Source organism: Streptomyces sp. LN549 (genome assembly GCF_043203805.1).
Classification (GTDB): domain Bacteria; phylum Actinomycetota; class Actinomycetes; order Streptomycetales; family Streptomycetaceae; genus Streptomyces.
The window spans coordinates 4,264,053-4,286,786 of the sequence record NZ_JAZHRI010000002.1 but is presented as its reverse complement, the minus strand read 5'-3'; the positions used below and the strand labels follow the sequence as shown (position 1 = coordinate 4,286,786).

The following is a 22,734-nucleotide window of genomic DNA, read 5'->3' as shown; positions in this document are numbered from 1 at the left end:
CACATGGCTGTGCGCATACAAGTACATGAATCACCCGAACGGTTAGACCCGGATGGCCCCGGCGCCGGATTGGCGGGCTCCGGCTGCGGCAAAGACTGCCTGGGCCGACCCCGGCACAGCGGACCCCCCGGCCCGTGTCCGCAGAGCCCGCACCCGGCCACCTACCGCTGAGGAGCCCTTCGTGCCCGTGCCCCGTTCGCGCGTTCCGCTGCGCCTCCCGTTCGTCCTCTGCGCCGCCCTCCTGCTGCTGCTGGCCGGGTGCGGGGTGGGGCCCCTGGCCGGTATGGACGGGAGCGGTGGCACCACGAAGGCCGCGGACGCCACCGGCGTACCGGGGCCGCCCGGGGTGGCCGGAGCCCCCGGCGCACCCGCGCAGCACCGGGCCGCCGCCGTACCGGCCACTCCGTCACCGCCGTTCGTCCCGCCGAGGGAGATTCCCGGGCTGGGGCCGCAGACCCGGGCGCAGATCCCGGCCGGGGCCCGTCAGGCGTTCGTCGTCACCGGCGAGTCCTCGGACTCCAACCGCTCCACGGCCGTGCTCTACACCCGGGACGACCCCGCGGTGGGCTGGCGGGCCACCCTGGCTCCCTGGCCCGCCCATAACGCCCTGAACGGCTGGACGGCCGAGCACTGGGAGGGTGATCTGCGCTCACCCGTCGGCGTCTTCACCCTGACAGCGGCGGGCGGCCGCCTCGACCCCCCGGCCACGGCCTTCCCGTACGACCTGAGCCCGGACTTCAAGGTGGAGGGCGAGGGCTTCCACGGGGAGCCGCTGGAGGGGTCGTTCGACTACGTCATCGCCATCGACTACAACCGCGTCCCCGGCGCCTCGCCCCTGGACCAGACCCGCCCCCTGGGCGACGAACGCGGCGGCGGCATCTGGATCCACGTCGACCACGGCGGCCCCACCCAGGGCTGCGTCTCGGTCACCGAGGACCGGATGAAGGAACTGCTGGGCGTGCTCGACCCGGCGCAGGAGCCGGTCATCGTGATGGGGGACGCGGCCTCCCTGAGCCGCTGAAGCGACAGCGCACCCGGTCCCCGGCCCGTAACGAGGGAGGGGCGGGACCGAAGTGCGGTCCCGCCCCTCCCTCGTACGTACAGCCGTTACGCCGGCTTCTCCTCCAGGCGCGGGAACAGCACCGCGCCCTTCGTCACCGTGGCACCCGGCTGCAGCAGACCCCACGTGCCCGCGTCCTGCACGCGCTGGTCGGACAGCGCGCCCAGGGACTCCTCGGCGCCCAGGGACTCCCACAGCCTCTGCGAGGTCTCCGGCATGACGGCGTTCAGCAGGACCGCTACACCGCGCAGTGCCTCGGAGGCCGTGTACAGGATGGTCGCGAGGCGGGCCTTGCCCTCCGGCGACTCGTCCTTGGCGACCTTCCACGGCTCCTGCTCCGTGATGTAGCCGTTGACCTGCTTCACGAAGTCGAAGATCGCCAGGATGCCGCCCTGGAAGTCCAGCTCCTCGCCGATCTTCAGGTCGGCCGTGGCGACGGCCTTGGCCAGGCCCTGCTGGACCGCCTGCTCGGCTTCGCCCGCGGCCGTGGCCCCGGGGAGCGCACCGCCGTAGTACTTGCCGACCATGGCCGCGAGGCGCGAGGCCAGGTTGCCGTAGTCGTTGGCGAGCTCGGAGGTGTAGCGGGCGGTGAAGTCCTCCCAGGAGAACGAGCCGTCGCTTCCGAAGGCGATGGCCCGCAGGAAGTACCAGCGGTAGGCGTCCACACCGAAGTGCGAGGTCAGGTCCTGCGGCTTGATGCCCGTCAGGTTCGACTTCGACATCTTCTCGCCGCCGACCATCAGCCAGCCGTTGGCCGCGACCCGGCCGGGCAGCGGCAGACCCTGCGCCATCAGCATGGCCGGCCAGATCACCGCGTGGAAGCGCAGGATGTCCTTGCCGACCAGGTGCACGTTCGCCGGGAACGTGCCGTTGAACTTCTCCTGGTTGGCGCCGTAGCCGACCGCCGTGGCGTAGTTCAGCAGGGCGTCGACCCACACGTAGATGACGTGCTTGTCGTCCCACGGGACCGGCACGCCCCAGTCGAACGTCGAGCGCGAGATCGACAGGTCCTGCAGACCCTGCTTGACGAAGTTCACGACCTCGTTGCGCGCGGACTCCGGCTGGATGAAGCCGGGGTTGGCCGCGTAGAACTCCAGCAGCTTCGGGCCGTACTCGCTGAGCTTGAAGAAGTAGTTCTCCTCCTTGAGGATCTCCACCGGCTTCTTGTGGATCGGGCACAGCTTGACGCCGTCCTCGTCCTCGACGAGGTCGCCGGGGAGCTTGTACTCCTCGCAGCCCACGCAGTACGGGCCCTCGTATCCGCCCTTGTAGATCTCGCCCTTGTCGTACAGGTCCTGCACGAACTCCTGCACACGGTCGGTGTGCCGCTTCTCCGTCGTGCGGATGAAGTCGTCGTTCGCGATGTTCAGGTGCTCCCAGAGGGGCTTCCAGGCCTCCTCGACGAGCTTGTCGCACCACGCCTGGGGCGTGACGTTGTTCGCCTCGGCCGTGCGCATGATCTTCTGACCGTGCTCGTCCGTGCCGGTGAGGTACCACACCTTCTCGCCGCGCTGGCGGTGCCAGCGGGTGAGCACGTCGCCTGCGACGGTCGTGTAGGCGTGGCCCAGGTGAGGAGCGTCGTTGACGTAGTAAATGGGGGTCGATACGTAGAAACTCTTCACGCCGTCGCCCCCTTGCTTCTCGGATCCAGTGGCCGCCATGGTCGAAATCCTAACGGTCCTTGGGAGATCCACTCACACCGATAAAACCCGCTGCGTGCGCGGAGAGCTTTGCGAAACATCCCTTCCCGTAACAAAGACGCATCCTGGGAGGGAGTGGACACGCGTGCACGAGGCAGGGGACATCACGATGCGGGTACTGGTCGCCGAGGACGAGGAGATCCTGGCGGAGCTGGTCGCCACCGGGCTGCGGCGGGCCGGGTTCGCCGTCGACACGGTGTACAGCGGTGATGCCGCCCAGGCCTACCTGGGCCTGCACGACTACGACGTCGTCGTCCTGGACCGTGATCTGCCCCGGGTGCACGGGGACGACGTGGCCCGCGGGCTGGTGGCCTCCGGCTCCCGGACCAGGATCCTGATGCTGACGGCCGCCGGGTCCATGGAGGACCGCGTCTCCGGGCTCGACCTGGGCGCGGACGACTACCTGGGCAAGCCGTTCGAGTTCCCCGAGCTCGTGTCGCGGGTCCGCGCCCTGCGCCGGCGCAGCGCCCGCCCCGTACCGCCGCAGCTGGTGCGGTACGGCATCCGGCTCGACACCGTGCGCCGCACCGCGACCCGGGACGGCCGGGAGCTGGACCTCTCGCCGAAGGAGTTCACCGTGCTCCAGCTGCTGCTGGAGGCCGACGGCGGGACCGTCAGCGCGGAGGAGCTCCTCGAGCGGGCCTGGGACGCCAATGCCGACCCCTTCACCGGCGCCGTACGCGTCTGCATGAGCAAGCTGCGCGGAAAGCTCGGCGAGCCCGCCGTCATCCGCACCGTGCAGGGTGTCGGGTACGCCCTGTGAGGCGTCCGGCCGGGGTCCCGCACGCCACGATCAGGACCAGGATCGCGCTCGTGTACGGAGGGGTGTTCCTGGTCCTCGGTACCGGCCTGCTCGTCACGGTCAACCTGGCCTTCCGGGCCGGCACGGACTCGCAGGCCCGCGACATCGCCCACACGGCCGCGGTCGTCCAGCCGGGCTACGCGGTCAACGGCCCCCTCGTCACCCGGCGCAGTCTCGGGCCGCCGACCGTCTACGACCTCACCGACCACGTCAGCGACGCGGCCGGGCACCAGCTGCTCATCTGGTCCGCGGCCGCCCTGCTCGTGATGACGGCGTGCGCGGTCGGCGTCGGATGGTGGACGGCGGGGCGGGTCCTGCGGCCCGTGCACGCGATGACCGCGAAGGCGCGCAGGCTCTCCGAGCACACGCTGCACGAGCGGATCGCCTCCAGCGGCCCCGACGACGAGCTCAAGGAGCTGGGCGACACCCTGGACGCGCTGCTGGCCCGGCTGGAGAAGGCGTTCGACAGCCAGCGCCGGTTCATCGCCAACGCCTCGCACGAGCTGCGCACCCCGCTGGCCACCCAGCGGGCGGCGATCCAGGTGGGCCTGGACGATCCGACGCCGGACGATCTCGTACGGACCCGGCAGACGCTCCTGGACAGCAACCGGCGCAGTGAGCGGCTCATCGAGGGGCTGCTGGTGCTGGCGCGCAGCGAGCGGGGGCTCGCGAAGGGCGAGCGGGAGACCGTGGACCTGGCCCGTGTGGTGGCCGAGGAGGCGGGCCGGCACCCGGGGGTGGCGGTCGACGCCGGACGCTGTGCGGTGCTCGGGAACCGGCTGCTGCTGGCTCAGCTGGTGGCCAATCTGCTGGCCAACGCGGTGACGTACAACGTGCCCGGCGGGAGCGTGGAGGTGTCCTTGGTGCCTGCGGGCGGCGGGGTGCTGCTGGAGGTGCGCAACACCGGTCCGGTGGTGGACGCGGCGGACATTCCCGGACTGTTCGAGCCGTTCCGGCGCGGTGAGGGCAAGGACCGGATGGGGCCGGGCTCGGGGCTCGGCCTGTCGATCGTGCGTTCTATAGCTGTGGCGCACGGCGGTACGGTCACGGCGGTGCCGGGCCCGGAGGGCGGGCTCGCCGTGACCGTACGCCTGCCGGCCGATCAGGCGCCGGCGGCCGTTTCGCGGGCAGCGGCCCAGGCGGCCGGAGCGGCGAGGACCTCGCGGTAGAACGCGGCGTCCGCGACCTCGCGGGGAGCGGGGCCGGCGTGGAAGAAGCCGGCGTTCGGGGCGTCCAGCTTCCGCAGGAAGTCGAAGCCCTTCGCGTCCTCGTCGCCGAACGCCACGAACTGGAAGAACAGCGGCAGCCGTGCCGCGTCCGCAAGTGCCTGGCGGGCCGCCTGCTTGACGTCCGGCGGGCCGTCCGTCTGGAAGATCACCAGCGCAGGTCCGGTCGCCTCGGACTTCTCGTAGTGCGCGACGACCTCCTCGACAGCGCGGTGGTAGTTCGTCCGGCCGAGCCGGCCGAGGCCCGCGTTCAGCTCGTCGATCCGGCCCTCGTGACCGTCCAGCTCCACCGTGCCGGTGCCGTCGATGTCGGTCGAGAAGAAGACCACCTGGACGGTGGCGCTCTCGTCGAGGTGCGCGGCGAGAGCGAGCGTGCGGTCGCCCAGGTGCTGGGCGCTGCCGTCCTTGTAGAACGGCCGCATGGAACCGGAGCGGTCGAGCACCAGGTAGACGGTGGCGCGCAGACCGGTGAGCCCGTGCGCCTTCAGCCCGGCCTGGGCTGCCTTGTACGGACCCACGAGCTCGGGCGCGCGGGCCTTGACCTTGGCCAGGGTGAGCGCGGGCTTTCCGGCGGCCTCGGCGGCCGGGGCGGCTGCGTCGGCCGTGGACACGGGCTCGGGTGCCGGTTCCGGTGCGGGCTCGGGCTCGACGGCGGCGATGGCGGCCGGTTCCGGTTCGGGAACGGGCTCGGGCTCGGGTTCCGGCTCCACGGCGATGGCGACCGGTTCCGGTTCGGGCTCCGGGTCCATGTCGATGGTGAGGAGCTCGGGGGCGGCCTCGGCGGCGACCGGCTCGGGCTCCAGCTCCGCAGCGGCGGGGGTCTCCGGCTCGGGCACGGCGACCGGCTCCGCAGCGGCGGGGGTCTCCGGCTCGGGCACGGCGACCGGCTCCGGCTCGGACACGGCGGCAGGGGTCTCGGCCGGTGCCTCCACGGGCTCCGGAGCCACGACCGTGGCCTCGGCTTCGACTTCCGCTTCCGTGACCGAGGCGGGCGAGGGCACGGGCTCGGCGGCCTTCGTCCGGGACCCGGAACCCTGTGACGGAACCGTGGGCGTGGTCTTGGGGGCGGGCGCGGCGGCCTTGTCGAAGGCTTCGGCCACGAGGTCCGCCGCCAGCCCGCCGTCGTCCTTCGTGGACCGGGACGCGGTGGTCAGGGCCGGCTCCGAGGAGGCCGGGGCCGGTACCGATGCCTTGACGGCCGAGGCGGGTTCGGTCGCCGGCTCGTCCACCGTCACCGACTCCGTGGCCCGGGTGCGTTCGCCCTGGGGCGGGACCGTGGCCGTCGTCGGCTCGTCCTGCTCCGTGCGGTCACGGCCGAACACCTTGCGCAGCAAGCTCCGAATGCCCATGGGCGAGGCCTTTCGCGTGAGTTGGGTGCGATGAATGTCCGTACTGCGGGAATTGATCCCTGGCCAGGGCGGATACGTAAGGTTAGCGGCCGGATCCGGCCCATCGGCGGCGCGGCCCGCCCGTGGGACAACTGAGCCGCAACCGATCCCGGACCGAGTCCCGTTGCCGGTTATCGGCAGATGCGACAAGAGGGATGACGCGGACCGGGTCGTGCAGGTGGAGGGGACACAACTACCCCGCGAAAGAGGCGATCAGCGGCTTCGGCCGGTCCCGCGCGCGCCCACCGCACTAGAGTCGGACCCATGGTTTCCGGTGAGGCGCCGCAGGCGGCAGGCAGCGTTCGGGTCGATGTCTGGATCTGGTCGGTCCGGCTCACGAAGACCCGAGCGCAGGCAGCCGCCGCCTGCCGCGCGGGTCATGTGAAGGTCGCCGGTGAGCGCGCCAAGCCCGCCCAGGCGTTGCGCGCAGGCGACGAGGTGCGGCTGCGGCACGACGGCCGGGACCGGGTCGTCGTCGTGTCGAAGATCGTGAAGAAGCGGGTCGGGGCGCCGGTGGCGGTGGAGTGCTTCGTCGACAACAGCCCGCCCCCGCCGCCGCGCGAGACCGCGATCCAGGTTCCGGTACGGGACCGGGGCGCGGGCCGGCCGACGAAGCGGGACCGGCGGGAGATGGACCGGCTGCGGGGTGCGGGTCCCGAGCCCTCGGAGTGACGGGGGCGCGGCGCGCGGTCCTACGGCCGGGGTGAGGCGATGGCCCTGGCCGCCGCCACCTCCTGGCGCAGCGGGGCGAGTACGCCCTCGTCGTCGCCCGGAAGGTCGGCGCGCACCTCCACCAGGACCTCGCTGGCCCGCAGCCCCTCCGCCAGTTCGACGAGCTGGCGCCGCACCAGGGCCACCTCCGCCGGTTCCGGTTCCGGGGCCCCGTGGTTGACGCGGACCCGGGCCGCCGTCGTGGCGTCCACGATGCGTTCCACGGCCACGACCAGCGGCCACCACGCGGCGGCGCGGGTGCCGGTGGGGGGCGGTTCGGTCAGGGCGCGCTGGAACTCGGAGCGTACGGACGACAGATCCCGGTAGATGCGGCGGCGGACGCGTACCCGTTCGGCGCGGTCGCCGTCGCCGCCCGGCTCGAACGCGTACGCCACATAGTCCGCGATGTCCGTGACCGCGTCGGCCAGCCGGTGTCCGATCCGGGTGTGCCAGCTCTCCGGCCACAGGAGATAGCCGGCCACCAGCACGATGGCGCAGCCGATCAGGCTGTCCAGGAAGCGCGGCCAGACCAGGTGCACCCCCTGGTGGTTCAGCAGATCGGACAGCAGCAGGATGACCGGGGTGACGGCTGCGGTCTGGAAGGCGTAGCCCTTCGCCGTGAGCGCCGGGATCAGCGCCGCGAGGAGGACCATCACCGGGACGTCCCACCAGCCGATCGGCACTTTCGCCAGTACCGGCGCCGCGATGACGAGCCCCGCGGCCGTGCCCACCGAACGCAGCACGGCGCGGGAGAACACCGAGCCGAAGTCGGGCTTGAGGACGAACGTGACGGTCAGCGCCACCCAGTAGGAGCGCGGTACGTCGACCAGCGAGGTCAGCGCCTGGGCCAGTCCGATGCAGAGGGCGAGGCGCAGCCCGTACCGCCATGAGGGTCCCGACAGCAGGACGCTGCGGGTGGCGCGCCGGACGCGCACGCCGAGTGCGGCCGGCCGGCCCAGCCGGTCGTCGACGTTGTACGGATCGGGCTCGGCCTTGTGAACGACCGCGAAGGCATGGCGCAGTGCGCTGTCGACCGCCCGGGTGGCGGGCGAGTCCGGTGCGGGCAGGGCGGGTTCGTCGCCGCCGGTGCGGCCCTCCGACACGTCGGCTGCCAGCTCCCGCACCGCTGCCGGGATGACGTCGGGCAGCGGGCAGCGCCGCACGTGGACCGCGGGCGCCGCCTCCACCAGCGGGATGACCACGTTCAGCTGGGACAGCAGCCGCACCATGGCGCCGCTGCGGCCGTGGTAGCGGGCGCGGCGGGCGAGGATCAGGTCGTAGGAGGTGTTGAGGGAGTCGGTGACGGCCTGTCGCCTCTCCTCGTAGGCGTCGGTGCCGGCGGCGGCGAGCAGGTCGGCGACCGCGAGATAGGTGCCCGTGACCGCGACCCGTTCCGGCAGTTTCCGCCGCAGCGGCCAGGCCAGCAGCGTCAGGGCGAGGACGAACAGCCCGCCCAGCGTCAGCAGCAGCGGCGCCACCCACCACGGATCCGGCATCGGAAGCCCGGCGCCCACCACGGAGTTGAGCAGGAGCAGCAGCCCCGACACGGAGGCGACGGCGCCGATCGTCGACATCATCCCGGAGGCGAGGCCGATGAGGGTGAGCACGACGACGGCCGCCCAGCCCGTCCCGTACACGAGCGTGCCGATCATGATGCCGAGGGCGCCGAACAGTTGCGGCACGGCGATGTTGAGGATGCGCATCCGGTACGCGTCGGCGGTGTCGCCGATGACACCGGAGAGCGCGCCCATGGAGGCCAGCGCCCCGTACACCGGCCGGTCGGCGGCGAATCCCACGGCGAGCGGTGCGGCGAGCGCCACGGAGGCGCGGGCGACGGCGGCCCACGGGATGGGGGTGGGCTGGGGGCGCAGGCCGTAGCGGAGCCAGACGGGCGGTGTCCCCCGCCGGTGCGCCACGGTGGACGGGGCGGGTTCGTCGGCCTCGGTGCCGGTCAATGCGTCCCCCTCCGCCGCTCAGCGGCCGGCTGCGCCATCCCTGGCCCCCCTCGCGGGTGGACCCGGGCCGGCACTGATCGAGCCGGACCTCCAGCGTATGCACCCAGGCCTGTTCCCCGGCGGACAGGGCACCCGCTCCCGTCGCCTCCCCGTCGTCCATGGCGGCTTTCTCCCAGCCGCACCGGATTCAGCAGTGCCCGTTCTCCCGCAGCACGATGACGGTCTTGCCGCGCGCCCCTCCGGTCCGGTTGCGGTCCAGGGCCTGCGGGGCCTTTTCCAGGGGGAGTTCGATGTCGATGGGCACGCGCAGAATGCCCTCCGCGGCGCCCGCGGCCAGCACGTCGAGCAGGACCGGGCTCGGGTCGATGCGGAAGTCGACGCCACGGACCCCGTCGGGGAGCGGCGCCCCGGCCGCGGCGCCGCGGGTGGAGAGCGCGATGCCGCCGGGCCGGAGCGCCGCCGCGTGTGCGGCGAACGCTTCGGGGGTCGCGGAGGCCAGGTCGGCCAGCGCGTCGACGCCGTCCGGGCAGGCGGCCCGTATCGCGTCAGCCACCTCGTCCCGCGTGGTGTCGATCGTGGCGGCGGCGCCCAACGAGCCCATCCTGGACCGCTCGTCACCCCGCACCGCCGCGATCACGCGCACGTCCCGGGCCTTGGCGAGCTGGGTCAGACAGCTGCCGACGCCGCCCGCCGCCCCGACGACCAGCAGGCTCTCGTGTCCGCGCAGCGCCACCGCATCCAGGATCTGGGCGGCGGCCATCCCGGCGGACGGCAGCGCAGCCGCGATCCGGGAGTCGAGGCCGCGAGGGACGAGGGCGATGGCGGAGTCCTGCGGCACGCAGACGTAGTCGCAGTACGTGCCCGCGCCGGCCGCCGGACCGCCGGACCGGCCGAAGACGTGGTCGCCGACCCGGAAGCGGTTGTCGCCGCTGCCGATCATGTCCACCCGGCCCGCGTAGTCCATGCCGACGACCAGGGGGTAGACCTGCGGGGCGAGGCCGTCCAGGGTGCCGTCCGCGAGCTGCCAGTCGTGCGGGTTGACCGAGGCGTGCTCGATCCTGACCCGGACCTCGCCCGGTCCCGGATCCGGCTTGGGGACCACGACCAGGGTGGGATCGGACCGGAACGTGCTGACGGCGATGGCTCGCATACGGAAGACCTCCCAGTAGCCCCGGCAGTCACCCTCTCCACTCTTCCCCGGCCCGCCGGTGCCCGCACCTCGGCGCGGGGACCGGGGAGCTCAGCCGCCTTCGTGCAGTTCCAGGGCGACGAGCAGCGCGCGGTGGTCGGTGGCTGCGAGCCGCAGGAAGCGGGCCGAGCGGACCGAGAACTCGTCGCTGACCAGCACATGGTCGATCTGGGCGCGCAGCGGTGTGGTGCGGTCGGCGGGCCAGGAGTACGCACGGGAGGAGCCTGCGAGGCGGGCGCTGTCGTGGAGGCCGCCCGCGTCCAGGACGGCCCGGAAGGCGGCGTGGTCCTGGGAGGCGTTGAAGTCGCCCGCCACGACGGCGGGCTCCGCCCGGACGGCGGCGGCGAAGTCGCGGATCCGGCCGAGTTCGCGGCGCCATACGGACACCCCGCCGGGGACCGGCGGCATGGGGTGTGCGAGCTGGAGCCGCACGTCCCGGCCCGCCACGACGGCGACCGATCCGGGCATCGCCATCGCGCCCTCGATCCGGCCCGCCGGCCGCAGCGGGAACCTGCTGAGGATCGCCGAGCCGAGCGAACCGTCGAGCCTGACGACATCGCGGTACGGGTACGAGGCGGCCGGGACGCGGGCGGCGAGCGCGTCCGCGCACGCGAAGTCGCACTCCTGGACGAAGACCACATCGGGGCGCTCGCGGCGGACCGTCGCGATCAGCGCGTCCGTCGCGTCACCGAACTCCACGTTCGAGGTGAGGACGTCCAGCCGGGCCACCACCGGACCATGGGAGCCCGTGGTGCCGGGACCGTACGGGCGCACGAACCACACGGTCAGCGCGAGCGCCACCGCCGCCCACACCAGGCCGCCGCGCCACCGGGCCAGTGCGGCCAGTCCGAGACCGGCGGCGCCTGGCACCAGGAGCCAGGGCAGGAAGGCCAGGGCCTGCGGGACGGGGGTCGTGCCGTCGGCGCCGGCGGCACGGAAGCCGATCACGAGGCTCACTCCGGCGAGGAGGAGCACGGCCCCGCAGAGCGCGAGGCGGCGGAGCGGTTCCGTCATGCCCCGGACGGTACCGGCAGCACCCGCTGGGCCCAGACCCGCGCCGCCACCGCGCACACGGCCACCGCCAGGCCCGTACCGAAGACGATCCACACCGTGGTGCGCAGCGATCCCGTCAGCGCGTCGTACACCGCCGCAGCCCCGTCGGTGTCACTGCCGGGCACCTCGGCCAGCACCCGGTTGCGGGCCAGGGCGATCGCCCCGCGCAGCACCAGCGCGCCGAGGGCGAAGCCGGCCCCGGCGACGGCGGTGGCGGCGAGCGCGGCCAGGGCCGAGCCCCGGCGGCCGGGTCCGCCGCGCACCCAGGCCAGGACGACGGCGAGCAGCGCGAACACGAGCGTGCCGACGGCCGGCCACACACTGGCGGCCCGCAGCCACCGGAAGCTCTGGCGCAACTGGTCCGCGCGGTCGGCGGAGATGATCTGGATGTCGGTGTGCTGGACGGGGATCTGGTCGGCGAACGGCACCCCGTTGTCCACCAGGTTCTGCTTCACCTTCTCCGTCACGGGCGCCAGATCGATCGTGACGCTCTCGCCGCTGTCCCCGTCCAGCGCCGCCGTGACGGCCTCGTGGGCCGTGCGGTTGGCGGCGTTCCACGCGGCCTGGAAGGCGTCGGTGGTGGTGAAGGACTGCACGGCCTGGTGGAGGAAGTCGCGGACGGTGTCCTGGAGCGGGCCGACGTCGATCTGCTTCATCGCCTCGTCGGTGATCAGGTCGGCCACCGTGTTCTGCACATCGGGGTCGGAGGCGAGCGGCGCCACCGCGGCCACGTAACGGTCCGTGTCGTCGATCTCCAGGTCGACCCAGGCGGAGAGCGCGCTCAGCGGCACCAGGACGGCGAGCAGCACCAGGAATGCCACCGAGAGAGCCGCCGAGAAGTAGGTCCGCACACCACCAGGGAACCGCGGATGCCGGCGCTGCGCCCCGGGCCGTGGGCCATCCGAGTTGCCGGGCTGCCCTGCCGGGTGTGCTCTGGAGGAAAGCGGGGGCGACGGAAGGAGCTCTCTGCCATGGCCGCACACGCTTCGGTGCAGGCACGCGGAATGCGCGCGCGTGCCCAGCGCCACTCCATGCTCAGCTGGGCCGTCCCTGTCACGCTCGGCGTGATCCTCGGCTGGTACGCGACATCCATCGTCCGCGGCGGCGGTGTGCTCACCGGCACGCAGCTCGCGCTCGGACTGGTCTCCGGCGCCGTGCTCGCGGCGCTCTGCTTCGGCCTGGGCCGGGTGCAGAAGCGCCTGCCGCCCGAACTCGCGGCAGCCTCGTACGGTGCGCTGTTCGGCGGTTCGATCGGCTTCCTCTACAGCCTGTCAGGCAAGAGCGTGCTGGCCGCATCGGTGCTTGGCCTGCTGACCGGGGCGGGCATGCTGGTGGCCGCGTTCTACGTCTTCTACACCCGGGCGGACTGAGCCCCGCGCAGCTCCCCGCCGGACGGGCCCGCGCCTCAGTCGCGCGGGCCCGTCGTGGTGCCGGTCGGCCGGAGCCGCGGTCATCCGCGTCAGCCGCGGACCACGGTCACCGGGCACGGGGCGTGCTGGGTGACGTGCAGGCTGACCGAGCCGAGCAGGGTCGCCTTGAGGGGGCTGCGCCCGCGCGCTCCGACCACCAGCAGATTCGCGCCCTCGGCCCGGTCGAGCAGGGCCTGGGCCGGATTGCCGATCACCACGACCTTGCTGATCTCGGCCGCGCGCGCACCGCCGACGGCCTCCTCCAGCGCCTCGGTGAGCGACACCGTGGCCAGGGCCTGTGGATCGAAGTCCTCCGGCATGCCCGGCATCATGGACGCCCAGCTGGTCGCGGGGTACTCCCAGCTGTTGACGGCCTCCACCGTGTCACCGGTCAGTTCCGCCTGGCGTACGGCCCAGTGCAGTGCCTTGATCGACGACTCGGAGCCGTCAACGCCCACCACGATCCTGCCCATATCTGCCTCCAGCTCGGTTCCACTTGGTCATGCGGACGCGTCGTGCCGAATACCCGCACGACGCACCTTCTCCCGCAACTCTAGTCAAACCGGACGAAAGTGAAGTCTCCGGGGTGGTCAGTCGAAGCGGAGATCGGCCAGCTGTCGCTCGAAGGGGACCACCTCGTCGTCCAGCCCGAGGGACCGGGAGGCCCCGGAGACGGCCCGGCCGCCGGTGACCGCCTGCGCGAGCTCGCCGCCCGCGCGCCGGATCCGGGCCGGCAGGCCCTCGGTGTACTCGTCGCCCGACGATCCCCAGTCCTCCGACGCCGCGTACACCGACGTCGGCAGCGTGACGGCCCGCAGATAGGCGAAGAGCGGGCGCATCGCGTGCTCCAGCACCAGCGAGTGCCGGGCGGTGCCACCGGTCGCCGCGACGACGACGGGCTTGCCGGTCAGTGCGGTGTTCTCGACGAGGTCGAAGAACGACTTGAACAGTCCGCTGTACGAGGCGGTGAAGACCGGGGTGACCGCGATCAGTCCGTCGGCCCCTGTCACCGCGCCGATGGCCTCCTCCAGCCTGGCCGACGGGAACCCGGACACCAGGTTGCCCGCGATGTCGACGGCCAGGTCGCGCAGTTCGATCACCCGCACCTCGACCGGCCGGTCCTGCTCGGCGTCCAGCCGTTCCCGGGTGGCCGCCGCCAGCCGGTCGGCCAGCAGCCTGGTCGACGAAGGGCTGCTCAGCCCGGCCGAGACGGCGACGATCCTCAGCGGTTCGGTGGCGAACACGGTGTCAGCTCTCCTTCGCGGCAGTGGCGGTGGCGGCCGCGGTGACGGCCGGGTGCAGCGGCGCGGACTCGGGCACCCCGGCCGGCCGCAGGCTGGCGAACTCCTTGCGCAGCACGGGGACGACCTCCTCGCCGAGGATGTCGAGCTGCTCCAGGACCGTCTTCAGCGGCAGCCCCGCGTGGTCCATCAGGAACAGCTGGCGCTGGTAGTCGCCCACGGCGTCCCGGAAGGACAGGGTCCGCTCGATGACCTCCTGCGGGGAGCCCACGGTCAGCGGCGTCTGCTGGGTGAAGTCCTCCATCGACGGCCCGTGCCCGTAGACCGGTGCGTTGTCGAAGTACGGACGGAACTCGCGTACCGCGTCCTGCGAGTTCTTGCGCATGAACACCTGCCCGCCCAGACCCACGATGGCCTGCTCGGCGCTGCCGTGGCCGTAGTGGGCGTAGCGCTGCCGGTAGAGGTTCACCATCTTCCTCGTGTGCTCGATGGGCCAGAAGATGTTGTTGTGGAAGAAGCCGTCGCCGTAGTACGCGGCCTGCTCGGCGATCTCGGGGGAGCGGATGGATCCGTGCCAGACGAACGGCGGTACGCCGTCCAGCGGGCGCGGGGTCGCGGTGAAGGACTGCAGCGGCGTACGGAACTTCCCCTCCCAGTCGACGACGTCCTCGCGCCACAGCCGGTGCAGCAGGGCGTAGTTCTCGACGGCGAGCGGGATGCCCTGGCGGATGTCCTTGCCGAACCAGGGGTAGACCGGTCCGGTGTTGCCGCGGCCCATCATCAGGTCGACGCGGCCGTCGGCGAGGTGCTGGAGCGTGGCGTAGTCCTCGGCGATCTTCACCGGGTCGTTGGTGGTGATCAGGGTCGTCGAGGTGGACAGGATGATGCGCTCGGTGCGGGCGGCGATGTAGCCGAGGGTGGTCGTCGGCGAGGACGGGACGAACGGCGGGTTGTGGTGCTCGCCGGTCGCGAACACGTCGAGGCCGACCTCCTCGGCCTTCCGCGCGATGGCGACGGTGGCCTTGATCCGCTCGTGCTCGCTCGGCGTCGTGCCGGTCGTCGGGTCGGTGGTGATGTCTCCGACGGTGAAGATCCCGAACTGCATGGCGCCCGCCTCCAGGTGATCAGGTGGTTGAACGTTGAACTATCTGAACACACCCTACAACGGAGCACCCCGTCTCCCTATTCCGCCGCCACCGGACCCCGTCCGCGCTGCTCCTCCACCCACCGCGTGGCCCGGTCGATCGCCTCGCGCTGAGCCCCGAAGATCTCCTCGCGGGCGGGCACCACCCGGTCGTCGCCGAGCTCCACGGTGAGACCCGTGCGGCGCAGCACCGCCAGCAGTGTCGGCTGCACCCCCGCCAGATAGAGCCGGCCGCCATGGGCCTCCAGCTCCTCGGCGTAGCGGCTGAGCAGCTTCACCACCGCGGAGGAGGGCACCTCGGGTGTGGTGCGCAGCGCCAGCACCACGGCCGAGCCGCGCGCCTGCGAGACGTCGGGCCACTGGGCGTCGATCCGGGGGGCCTCGGCGAACAGGCTGGTCCCGGCATAGAAGAGGACGGTCACCTCGCCGGGCCCGATCCGCGCGGGCGGATCGGTGAACCGCCAGCTCCCGGGGCCGGAGCCGCGTTCGAGCCCGCGCAGTCCGCTCTGCCGGGCCGCCTGCACGCAGTACAGCAGCAGCGAGAGCAGCGCCCCGGTCACGATGGCCTGCTGGAGGGGCAGCTGAGTGGTGGCGACGAAGGTGACGATCATCGCGGCGGCCGAAAGCCAGGACGTACGCAGCACCAGCAGGATGTCCTTGCGGCGTCCCCGGATCAGCTCGCAGCCGATCACGATGATCAGACCGCCGATGACCGGCATCGGGATCCGCTCGGCCAGCGAGCCCAGCGTCAGGACGAGCAGCGCCAGCCACAGCCCGGCGAAGATGCCCGTCCACCGGGTGCGCGCGCCCGCGCTGACGGCGACCCCGGTACGGGACATGGAACCGCCGGCGGGCAGTGCGCCGAACAGCCCGCCGCCGATGTTGCCGATCCCCTGGGCGACGAAGTCGCCGTCGACGGACGACTTGGAGCCGTCCGGGTTGCGGACGGTCGGGCCGATCGACGCCGCCTGGGCCAGCGCGACGAGCGCGACGGCGAAGGCGCCGGGCAGCAGCGAGCCGACGACGGACAGGTCCGGGGCGGTGAAGTGTGGCAGCGCCGCCGGGATGTGCGCGATGTCCCGGGCCAGCTCCACGTCGACGGACAGCAGCCCGACCCCCAGGCTGACGGCGACCAGGGCGACGAGGATCGACACCGGTTCCAGCCGCTTGACCAGCCGGACGAGCGCCCACACGGCGACCGTGACCAGGGCCGTCAGGGTGGTGGTGAGCTTCCAGTCGCCGATGTGGATCACCCAGTTCGCCAACTGGGTGAGGCGGTTGTGGCCGTCGGGCTGGTAGCCGGTGGCGTCGTCGAGCGAGCCGGTGATGATCTGGAGGGCGATCCCGGTCGAGAAGCCGGTCATCACGGCGTTGGAGACGAAGCTCATCACCGCACCGAGCTTCAGCAGGCCGAGCACCACCATGATCAGCCCGGCGAGCACGGCGACCGTGGCGGTGTTCCCCGCGTCCTTGGGGTCCAGATGCGCCCCGGACAGCACGCTCTGCGAGGTCAGGGCGATGGCGGAGGTGAGGGTCGTGACCATCAGGACGGTACGCGCGAAGACGGAGGCCAGGATGGTCGGGACGACGCCCGCGTAGATGCCGGTGACCGGGTTGAAGCCGCCGATCGCCGCGTAGGCCATGCCCTCGGGAATGGAGAAGAGGCCGGTGACCAGACCGGCCGACACATCGGAAGGTGTCGGCCGGCCCAGGTCCCGCTTTCTGACGCGCAAGGAAGGGCCTTCCCTACGGTGTGACGATCGGGAAGGCCGTGTCGACCTCGGCCAGCAGCGAGAACAGTGTGGCGAGCGCCTTCGGATCGCCCTCGGTCCCGACGCCGTCCAGCCCACGCCCGGCGAGCACGCCGAGCAGCTGCGGTTTCGTCAGCGTGAGGGTGAGGTCGGCAGGGGGCCTGGCCGGGGAGGCGTCCTTGGCGGCGCGCTGGGTCAGGGCTCCGTTGTGCAGGGTGAGACGGTGGCGGGTGCCCTCATCGGTGACGTCCAGGTCGATGACCAGGCTCTTGTCCCAGGCGCGCGGACCGTCGACGCGGACCGCGATCGAGTCGACGAGCTGCTCGACGGTGAGGGCCATCGCCATCTCGGGGTTGGCGGCGTCGAGCAGGGCGGCGCTCGGCCCCTCGTCCAGTTCCATGGCACCCATCAGATAGAAGTTCCGCCAGGTGCCGTTCTCCGAGCCGTGCCCGAGCTTCCGGTAGACGGCTGCCAGATCGGCGCGCGCCCGGCTGTGGCTCTCGTCGGCGAAGACCACGTGGTTGAGGAGCGTCGCCGCGAACCGCAGATCGCCCCTGTCGGCGTACGTCCGCGCCTTTGCGACGACGGCGTCACCGCCGCCCATGCACTCGACGTAGCGCTTCGATTCCTCGACGGGCGGCTGCGCCCACAGATGGGCAGGGTTGCCGTCGAACCACCCCATGTAGCGCTGGTAGATCGCCTTCACGTTGTGGCTGAGCGAGCCGTAGTAGCCGCGGACGTGCCAGGAGTTCTCCAGCGCGGGCGGCAGCTGGATCTCCTCCGCGATCTCGGGGCCGGTCAGTCCGGCGTTGAGCAGCCGCAGCGTCTGGTCGTGCATGTACGCGTACAGGTCGCGCTGGGTGGTGAGGAAGGACACCACGTTGTCGCTGCCCCAGGTGGGCCAGTGGTGGGAGGCGAAGGCGACGTCCAGCGCGTCGCCGAAGAGCCGATCGCCTCGTCCAGGTACCGCGACCAGATCCGGGAGTCGCGGACGACCGCGCCGCGCAGGGTCAGGATGTTGTGCATGTTGTGCGTGGCGTTCTCGGCCAGGCACAGGGCGCGGCGGTCCGGGAAGAGGAAGTTCATCTCCGCGGGCGCCTCGGTCCCCGGGGTCATCTGGAAGACGATCCGCACACCGTCGACTGTCTCCTCCTGCCCCGTGCGGGTGATGTCCACGGTCGGCGGGATGAGCGTGATCGTCCCGGTGGAGGTGGTCATGCCGAGGCCGGCGCCGATCTGGCCGTCGGCCGCCTTCGCCAGCCGGTCGCCGTACATGAACACGGCGCGCCGGGTCATGGCGTTGCCCGCGTACACGTTCTCGCTGACCGCGTGTTCGAGGAACCCGGCGGGCGCGAGGATCGGTACGGGCGTGTGCCCCTCGGGGAGCACCCCGCGTGCGCCGCCGAAGTGGTCGCCGTGCGAGTGGGTGTAGATCATCCCGGTGACGGGACGGTCGCCGCGCTCGCGCCGGTACAGGGCGAGGGCGGCCGCGGCGGTCTCGGCGGAGATCAGCGGATCGATGACGATCACGCCGGTGTCCCCCTCCACCAGCGTCATGTTCGACAGGTCGAGCCCGCGCACCTGGTAGATGCCCTCGGCCACCTCGTACAGCCCCTGCCGGGAACAGAGTTGCGCCTGCCGCCAGAGGCTGGGGTGCGCGGTGTCCGGGCAGTCGCCGTCCAGGAACGCGTACGCGTCGTTGTCCCAGACGACGCGCCCGTCCTCGCCCTTCACCACGGCGGGTTCGAGCGCGGCGACGAAGCCGCGGTCGGCGTTCTCGAAGTCGGTCTTGTCATGGAACGGAAGATCGCTCATGACAACTCAGTAGAACCCGGTCGGGTTATTTATGCACTTCACCCTCTTTGCCGGAATTCTCGGGCAAGTCGATCCGTACGCTGAATGGATGCGGAGGCCGCCCGAGGCCTGGGCGGAGGAAGGCAGGCATGAGCGGCACCGGAGCGGAGAACGGCGGCGGGGCCCCTTCCGAGCGTGTGAGCACTGAGGGAGGCGGGGCCGGGAGCGAGGACTGGAAGGGGCGCGGCGTCGCGCTGCGCGTCTTCGTCTACGTCTTCGCCACGCACCTGTTCGCGGGGTTCATCTGGATCCTCTTCCACGTGGGCGAGCACGCGAAGAAGTAGTGAAGTGAGCGGTGGTCCGACCCCTGACGGGACAATCCGCGCGCTCGCGCGCCCGTGCTCGGCTAAGCTCGCCCCATGACCTCCGTACCGTGCCGCAATTGGTGGCGCTCCTCCTAGGAGCGGCCACCTCTTCAGCGCGGGACCAGGGCCGTTCGTCACGGACGGCCCTTTTTCTCTGCCCTCTTCCGGTACGGGCTCCGAGCCCGGCGGGGGCCGTCCTCCACGCACACACCATCGCGAGGAGAGACCAGCCATGACCACGACCTACGCCGACGCCGCCGCCACGCTCGACGAGCGGATCCACCGGGACCCCGCCGCCTTCCGGGTCCTGACCGGTGACCGCCCCACCGGGGCGCTGCACCTCGGCCACTACTTCGGCACGCTCCACAACCGGGTGCGACTCCAGGACCTCGGGGTGGAGACGTTCATCGTCATCCCCGACTACCAGGTGCTGACCGACCGGGACGTCGCCGAGCGGCTCGCCGCGACCATGGAAGGGCTGCTGCTGGACTACCTGGCCGTCGGCATCGATCCGGAACGCTCGGTGATCTTCAACCACAGCGCCGTGCCCGCGCTCAACCAGCTGCTGCTGCCCTTCCTCAGCCTGGTCTCCGTCGCCGAGCTGAGCCGCAACCCCACGGTCAAGGACGAGATCGCGCACTCCCGGCAGGCGGCCGTCAGCGGCCTGATGTTCACCTACCCGGTCCACCAGGCGGCCGACATCCTGTTCTGCAAGGGCAATCTGGTGCCGGTCGGCCAGGACCAGCTGCCCCACCTCGAAGTGGCCCGGACCGTCGCCCGGCGGTTCAACGAGCGGTACGGACCCGTCTTCCCGGAACCCGAGGCGCTGCTCTCCGTCGCGCCGCAGCTGCTCGGTACCGACGGCACCAAGATGAGCAAGAGCCGCGCCAACTCCATTGCCCTGAGCGCCGACGAGGACACGACCGCCAGGCTGATCAAGGGGGCGACGACGGACGCCGAGCGCCACATCACGTACGACCCCGAGGGCCGGCCCGGGGTGTCCGGACTGGTGCAGCTCGCCGCGCTCTGTCTGGACCGCGACCCGCACGACGTGGCCGCGGAGATCGGGGGCGGGGGTGCGGCGGCCCTCAAGCGGACCGTGACCGACGCGGTCAACATCCGGATGGCGCCGGTGCGGGCCCGACGGGCGGAGTACGCACGGGACATGGGCTACGTACGGTCCGTGCTGCGGGCCGGCAACGAGCGCGCGAACGCGCTCGCCCACGCGACGCTGGCGCAGGTGCGGGAGGCGATGGGAGGTCTGGTCTAAGGGCGCGGCGACGGCCAGCCGTCGCGGGCCGCCAGGTCCAGGATCAGCGCCGCGATGTTCCACGCGTCGTCCGCGCCGCTGTGGTGCCGGCCCTCCAGCGGGAGCCCCGCGATCCGGAGCGCCTGCGCCATGCCGGGGCGCTTGCACAGTACATGGGTGGCGGTGAAGGGGATCTTGGCGTTCGTGTGGCGGCGGCCGAAGGGGTACGGGGTGCCGGTCGCCCGGCACTGGCGGGTGAACTGGTTGCGGTCGTAATCGCCCCAGCTGGCCCACGGCCGCCTACCGGCCTCGTGCTCGGCCGCCAGTAGCCGGCAGGCGTCGGTGAAGGAGAGTCCCGTGTCCACCTCGGCCTGGGTGAGGCCCGTCAGCTCGGTGCAGAAAGCGCTGACCGTGGACCGGGCGGGCCGGACCAGGACGCGGTGGCGGGCGAGGCGCTCCCGTGCGCGCAGGTCGACGACCGTCAGCCCGATCTCGATGATCTCGCTCACCGCTCCCGGCGGCGGCTGCCCGTCCCAGCAGGTCGCCTCGATGTCGATGACGTTGAGGAGTTCCCGCCCCGGTTCCTTGTCCATGGTCGGCAGGGTAGGAGGCCGGGGCTGTGCCGGGCACCCGGATATCGCGGGGTACCCGGCGCCCTGCCGTCAGCGCCGGGCCATCGAACCGCGCCTGCCCAGGAGTTCCGCCAGTCCGCGGCGGGTCGCGGCGATCACGACGCGGTCGGTGGGCTGGAGTACGTAGCCGGGGTGCAGGTTCCAGACGAGGCCGCCGGCCGGGCCGGCTGCGGGGGCCTGCGACGGCGGGGCGGGAGCGGCCAGGTCAGGCCGGCGGTCGGCGGGCGGGGCCGTGTCCAGGGCGAGGACCCGCCAGGCCCCGGACCGGAACGCCTGCTCCACCGTCCGGCCCTCCAGCTGCGGGTGCCCGGCGACCTCGACCGCGGCGAACAGCATCACCTTCCGCTCGACCGGCACCGCCCCGAGGATCTGCCGGCCCATCATGGCGACGGCGAACGACGGCGCCGCCAGATGGGAGACCGACCGGGAGCGGGTCAGGGCCTGCGGGTGGGCGGTGCGCAGCGTGCGGTAGACGGCGGTGGCGAACTCGTCGTCGAACAGGCGCAGCGTCACCCGCAGATCCGGCTTGACCGAGCGCGCGTACAGCGCGGCCTCCAGGTTCGTGGTGTCGATGCTGGTCAGGGCGAGCAGCGCGCGGGAGCGCCGGATCTTCGCAGCCTCCAGCACGCCCTCCTGCGTGACGTCCCCGAGGACCACCGGCACGTGCAGCCGCCGCGCCACCGGGATGCCCCGCGCATCCGGGTCGTCCTCCACGCACACCACGGGAACGCCCAGTTCGTGCAGCTGGACGAGGACGCGCGTGCCGATCTTGCCGAGTCCGAGCAGCACCACGTGCCCGGACTGGCCGCGCGGCGGGCGGCGCAGGGACGAGGCCGTACGGAGCGATCCGAAGGCCTCCAGCACCCCGGCCACCAGGAGCGGCAGCAGCATCAACCCTGCTACACCCGAAAGGAGTTGGATGATCTGACGGGCGGTCGGGTCACCGATGGCCGGGTCGCCCATCGCGAACAGGTCGAGCAGGGTCAGGTAGGTGGCGTGCAGCGGATCGTCCCCGGTGGTGAAGGAGGACGCCACCGCCAGGCCCAGAACGGCCAGGCCGACGCCCAGCGCGGACCAGCGCAACCGCCGCGAGAAGACCTGGCTCAGCGGCGCGCCCCGGCCGCGCATTCGGCGCTTCCTGCCGGTGGGGCCCGGCTGGCTGACGGCCTCCAGCACGATGGTGCCGCGCCCGGTCGCGGCGGACACCTGCGCCTGGTCGGGCAGGAGCCGGGGGCCTTCGTCGCCGCTGCTGTCGGAGCCCTCGGTGCCGGCCGGGTCGCGGCGGTGGAGGAGAGCAGGGCCAGCGTGCACAGGCCCGGGTCGGCGACCTGGCCGGCCCGGGGCGGGGTGCGTTCGGCCGCGCGCAGGAGCAGGCCCTCCGCCTGGATCACCTTGCTGGACCCGGTGAGCGCCGTCGCCGCGAGGGCGGGGGCCGCGGTGTCGGCGTCGGAGAGCACCGTGGTGGAGGCGTCCAGCGCGGCCGGGTCCAGCCCCGGCGAGGCCACGGCGGCCGCCTGGTCGAGCAGGGCCTCGAGGTGCTGGCCGAGCTTGCGGTTGTAGAGCCGGATCACCAGCCGGACACGGGGGTTGAGCCTGCGGGCGGTCAGTGCGGCACGGATGTTGCGCTCGTCGTCGTCGTAGACCAGGGCCAGGGCGGCGGCCGTGTCGACGCCCGCCTCCTCGAAGGCCTCGTCGGAGGGTTCCGCCGCCTGGAGGATGCGGACCGCCTCCACTCCGGCGTTGGTGTCGCCGTCCCCGCCGCCGGTCCCGCCGTTGCCGATTCCGAGTCCGCCGTTGCGGTTCATCGCCGACGACATCCGGCCGAACAGGGCGGCCGCCCGGCCGCGCCCCGTCAGCGCCAGCTCCGGTCTGGCCGCGCCGGGCTCAGGTGGCAGGACCAGGGTGACGCGCTCCCCGTAGACGTAACGCAGCTCCACGGCGAGCCGCTGGGCGAGCGCGTCGTCGCCGCAGACGACCATGTGTCCGGAGAACGGGGAGCGTTGGGGCTGCTGGGGAAGAGGAGGCACGTGTCCCAGCATGCCCTGCTCCTTTCCGGTGATCGGTA

At 72.2% G+C, this 22,734-nt stretch carries 18 protein-coding genes and 2 pseudogenes; 7 read left to right on the top strand and 13 right to left on the bottom strand.

Annotated features, from left to right (window positions below; genetic code table 11):
• Positions 1–181 precede the first annotated feature (181 nt).
• Entirely contained in the window at positions 182–1,021 is an 840-nt protein-coding gene (locus tag SH922_RS19265) for a L,D-transpeptidase family protein (RefSeq protein ID WP_393059177.1), read from the top strand.
• A gap of 86 nt (positions 1,022–1,107) precedes the next feature.
• On the opposite strand, the gene metG is transcribed toward SH922_RS19265, so the two are convergent.
• Positions 1,108–2,721, bottom strand: coding sequence for a methionine--tRNA ligase (gene metG, locus SH922_RS19260; RefSeq protein ID WP_393059176.1), 1,614 nt, complete (start codon positions 2,719–2,721; stop codon positions 1,108–1,110).
• Between the two features lie 148 nt (positions 2,722–2,869).
• On the opposite strand from metG, the gene SH922_RS19255 reads away from it, so the two are divergent.
• The gene (locus SH922_RS19255) at positions 2,870–3,523 is read left to right on the top strand and encodes a response regulator transcription factor (RefSeq protein ID WP_393063619.1); all 654 of its coding nucleotides are present in this window, start codon (positions 2,870–2,872) and stop codon (positions 3,521–3,523) included.
• On the top strand, positions 3,520–4,731 hold the full coding sequence (locus tag SH922_RS19250; RefSeq protein WP_393059175.1) for a sensor histidine kinase: 1,212 nt from the start codon (positions 3,520–3,522) through the stop codon (positions 4,729–4,731). Before SH922_RS19255 ends, SH922_RS19250 begins: the two co-directional genes overlap by 4 nt.
• Here the strand turns inward: SH922_RS19250 and SH922_RS19245 are convergent.
• A complete protein-coding gene (locus SH922_RS19245; protein ID WP_393059174.1) occupies positions 4,665–6,137 on the bottom strand; it encodes a VWA domain-containing protein in 1,473 nt (490 codons plus the stop codon). The two genes, SH922_RS19250 and SH922_RS19245, sit on opposite strands and share 67 nt — an antisense overlap.
• Before the next feature lie 303 nt (positions 6,138–6,440).
• Between SH922_RS19245 and SH922_RS19240 the strand changes: the two genes are divergently transcribed.
• Positions 6,441–6,848, top strand: coding sequence for an RNA-binding S4 domain-containing protein (locus tag SH922_RS19240; RefSeq protein ID WP_393059173.1), 408 nt, complete (start codon positions 6,441–6,443; stop codon positions 6,846–6,848).
• Between the two features lie 20 nt (positions 6,849–6,868).
• On the opposite strand, the gene SH922_RS19235 is transcribed toward SH922_RS19240, so the two are convergent.
• The 4 genes from SH922_RS19235 to SH922_RS19220 form a co-directional block, all read right to left on the bottom strand.
• Entirely contained in the window at positions 6,869–8,842 is a 1,974-nt protein-coding gene (locus tag SH922_RS19235; RefSeq protein ID WP_393059172.1) for an FUSC family protein, read from the bottom strand.
• 187 nt (positions 8,843–9,029) lie between these two features.
• Entirely contained in the window at positions 9,030–9,992 is a 963-nt protein-coding gene (locus tag SH922_RS19230; protein WP_393059171.1) for an NADP-dependent oxidoreductase, read from the bottom strand.
• A 90-nt stretch (positions 9,993–10,082) separates the two neighbouring features.
• Positions 10,083–11,045, bottom strand: coding sequence for an endonuclease/exonuclease/phosphatase family protein (locus SH922_RS19225; RefSeq protein WP_393059170.1), 963 nt, complete (start codon positions 11,043–11,045; stop codon positions 10,083–10,085).
• The gene (locus tag SH922_RS19220; RefSeq protein WP_393059169.1) at positions 11,042–11,935 is read right to left on the bottom strand and encodes a hypothetical protein; all 894 of its coding nucleotides are present in this window, start codon (positions 11,933–11,935) and stop codon (positions 11,042–11,044) included. The genes SH922_RS19225 and SH922_RS19220 overlap by 4 nt, the downstream gene beginning before the upstream one ends.
• A 120-nt stretch (positions 11,936–12,055) precedes the next feature.
• Between SH922_RS19220 and SH922_RS19215 the strand changes: the two genes are divergently transcribed.
• Positions 12,056–12,454: a hypothetical protein gene (locus tag SH922_RS19215; RefSeq protein ID WP_393059168.1), complete on the top strand. Its 399-nt coding sequence runs from the start codon at positions 12,056–12,058 to the stop codon at positions 12,452–12,454.
• 89 nt (positions 12,455–12,543) lie between these two features.
• Here the strand turns inward: SH922_RS19215 and SH922_RS19210 are convergent, their stop codons facing one another.
• The 5 genes and pseudogenes from SH922_RS19210 to SH922_RS19190 form a co-directional block, all read right to left on the bottom strand.
• Positions 12,544–12,966, bottom strand: coding sequence for a universal stress protein (locus SH922_RS19210; RefSeq protein WP_328895011.1), 423 nt, complete (start codon positions 12,964–12,966; stop codon positions 12,544–12,546).
• A 117-nt stretch (positions 12,967–13,083) separates the two neighbouring features.
• Complete coding sequence (locus SH922_RS19205; RefSeq protein ID WP_393059167.1) at positions 13,084–13,737, bottom strand: FMN reductase; 654 nt, start codon at positions 13,735–13,737, stop codon at positions 13,084–13,086.
• Positions 13,738–13,741: 4 nt separating this feature from the next.
• Entirely contained in the window at positions 13,742–14,839 is a 1,098-nt protein-coding gene (locus SH922_RS19200; protein ID WP_393059166.1) for an LLM class flavin-dependent oxidoreductase, read from the bottom strand.
• Positions 14,840–14,916: 77 nt separating this feature from the next.
• Positions 14,917–16,611: a SulP family inorganic anion transporter gene (locus tag SH922_RS19195; RefSeq protein ID WP_393059165.1), complete on the bottom strand. Its 1,695-nt coding sequence runs from the start codon at positions 16,609–16,611 to the stop codon at positions 14,917–14,919.
• A gap of 13 nt (positions 16,612–16,624) precedes the next feature.
• Positions 16,625–18,444: pseudogene (locus SH922_RS19190) on the bottom strand (alkyl/aryl-sulfatase).
• A gap of 176 nt (positions 18,445–18,620) precedes the next feature.
• Here SH922_RS19190 and SH922_RS19185 point away from each other — a divergent pair.
• Positions 18,621–18,767, top strand: a complete 147-nt coding sequence (locus SH922_RS19185) for a DUF6126 family protein (RefSeq protein ID WP_393063618.1) — start codon at positions 18,621–18,623, stop codon at positions 18,765–18,767.
• Positions 18,768–19,020: 253 nt separating this feature from the next.
• Positions 19,021–20,058 (top strand): tryptophan--tRNA ligase, encoded by a 1,038-nt coding sequence (gene trpS / locus SH922_RS19180; RefSeq protein ID WP_393059164.1) that lies wholly within the window; start codon positions 19,021–19,023, stop codon positions 20,056–20,058.
• On the opposite strand, the gene SH922_RS19175 is transcribed toward trpS, so the two are convergent.
• Complete coding sequence (locus tag SH922_RS19175; protein ID WP_393059163.1) at positions 20,055–20,630, bottom strand: exonuclease domain-containing protein; 576 nt, start codon at positions 20,628–20,630, stop codon at positions 20,055–20,057. The two genes, trpS and SH922_RS19175, sit on opposite strands and share 4 nt — an antisense overlap.
• 69 nt (positions 20,631–20,699) lie before the next feature.
• A pseudogene (locus SH922_RS19170) lies at positions 20,700–22,708 on the bottom strand (NAD-binding protein).
• Positions 22,709–22,734: the final 26 nt, after the last annotated feature.

Bases quoted from the DNA above. Each gene is read 5' to 3' on its own strand.
- SH922_RS19175 (WP_393059163.1), bottom strand. From the start codon at position 20,630: ATGGACAAGGAACCGGGGCGGGAACTCCTCAACGTCATCGACATCGAG.
- SH922_RS19255 (WP_393063619.1), top strand. From the start codon at position 2,870: ATGCGGGTACTGGTCGCCGAGGACGAGGAGATCCTGGCGGAGCTGGTC.
- SH922_RS19215 (WP_393059168.1), top strand. From the start codon at position 12,056: ATGGCCGCACACGCTTCGGTGCAGGCACGCGGAATGCGCGCGCGTGCC.
- SH922_RS19245 (WP_393059174.1), bottom strand. From the start codon at position 6,137: ATGGGCATTCGGAGCTTGCTGCGCAAGGTGTTCGGCCGTGACCGCACG.
- SH922_RS19240 (WP_393059173.1), top strand. From the start codon at position 6,441: ATGGTTTCCGGTGAGGCGCCGCAGGCGGCAGGCAGCGTTCGGGTCGAT.
- SH922_RS19230 (WP_393059171.1), bottom strand. From the start codon at position 9,992: ATGCGAGCCATCGCCGTCAGCACGTTCCGGTCCGATCCCACCCTGGTC.
- metG (WP_393059176.1), bottom strand. From the start codon at position 2,721: ATGGCGGCCACTGGATCCGAGAAGCAAGGGGGCGACGGCGTGAAGAGT.
- SH922_RS19210 (WP_328895011.1), bottom strand. From the start codon at position 12,966: ATGGGCAGGATCGTGGTGGGCGTTGACGGCTCCGAGTCGTCGATCAAG.
- SH922_RS19200 (WP_393059166.1), bottom strand. From the start codon at position 14,839: ATGCAGTTCGGGATCTTCACCGTCGGAGACATCACCACCGACCCGACG.
- trpS (WP_393059164.1), top strand. From the start codon at position 19,021: ATGACCACGACCTACGCCGACGCCGCCGCCACGCTCGACGAGCGGATC.
- SH922_RS19225 (WP_393059170.1), bottom strand. From the start codon at position 11,045: ATGACGGAACCGCTCCGCCGCCTCGCGCTCTGCGGGGCCGTGCTCCTC.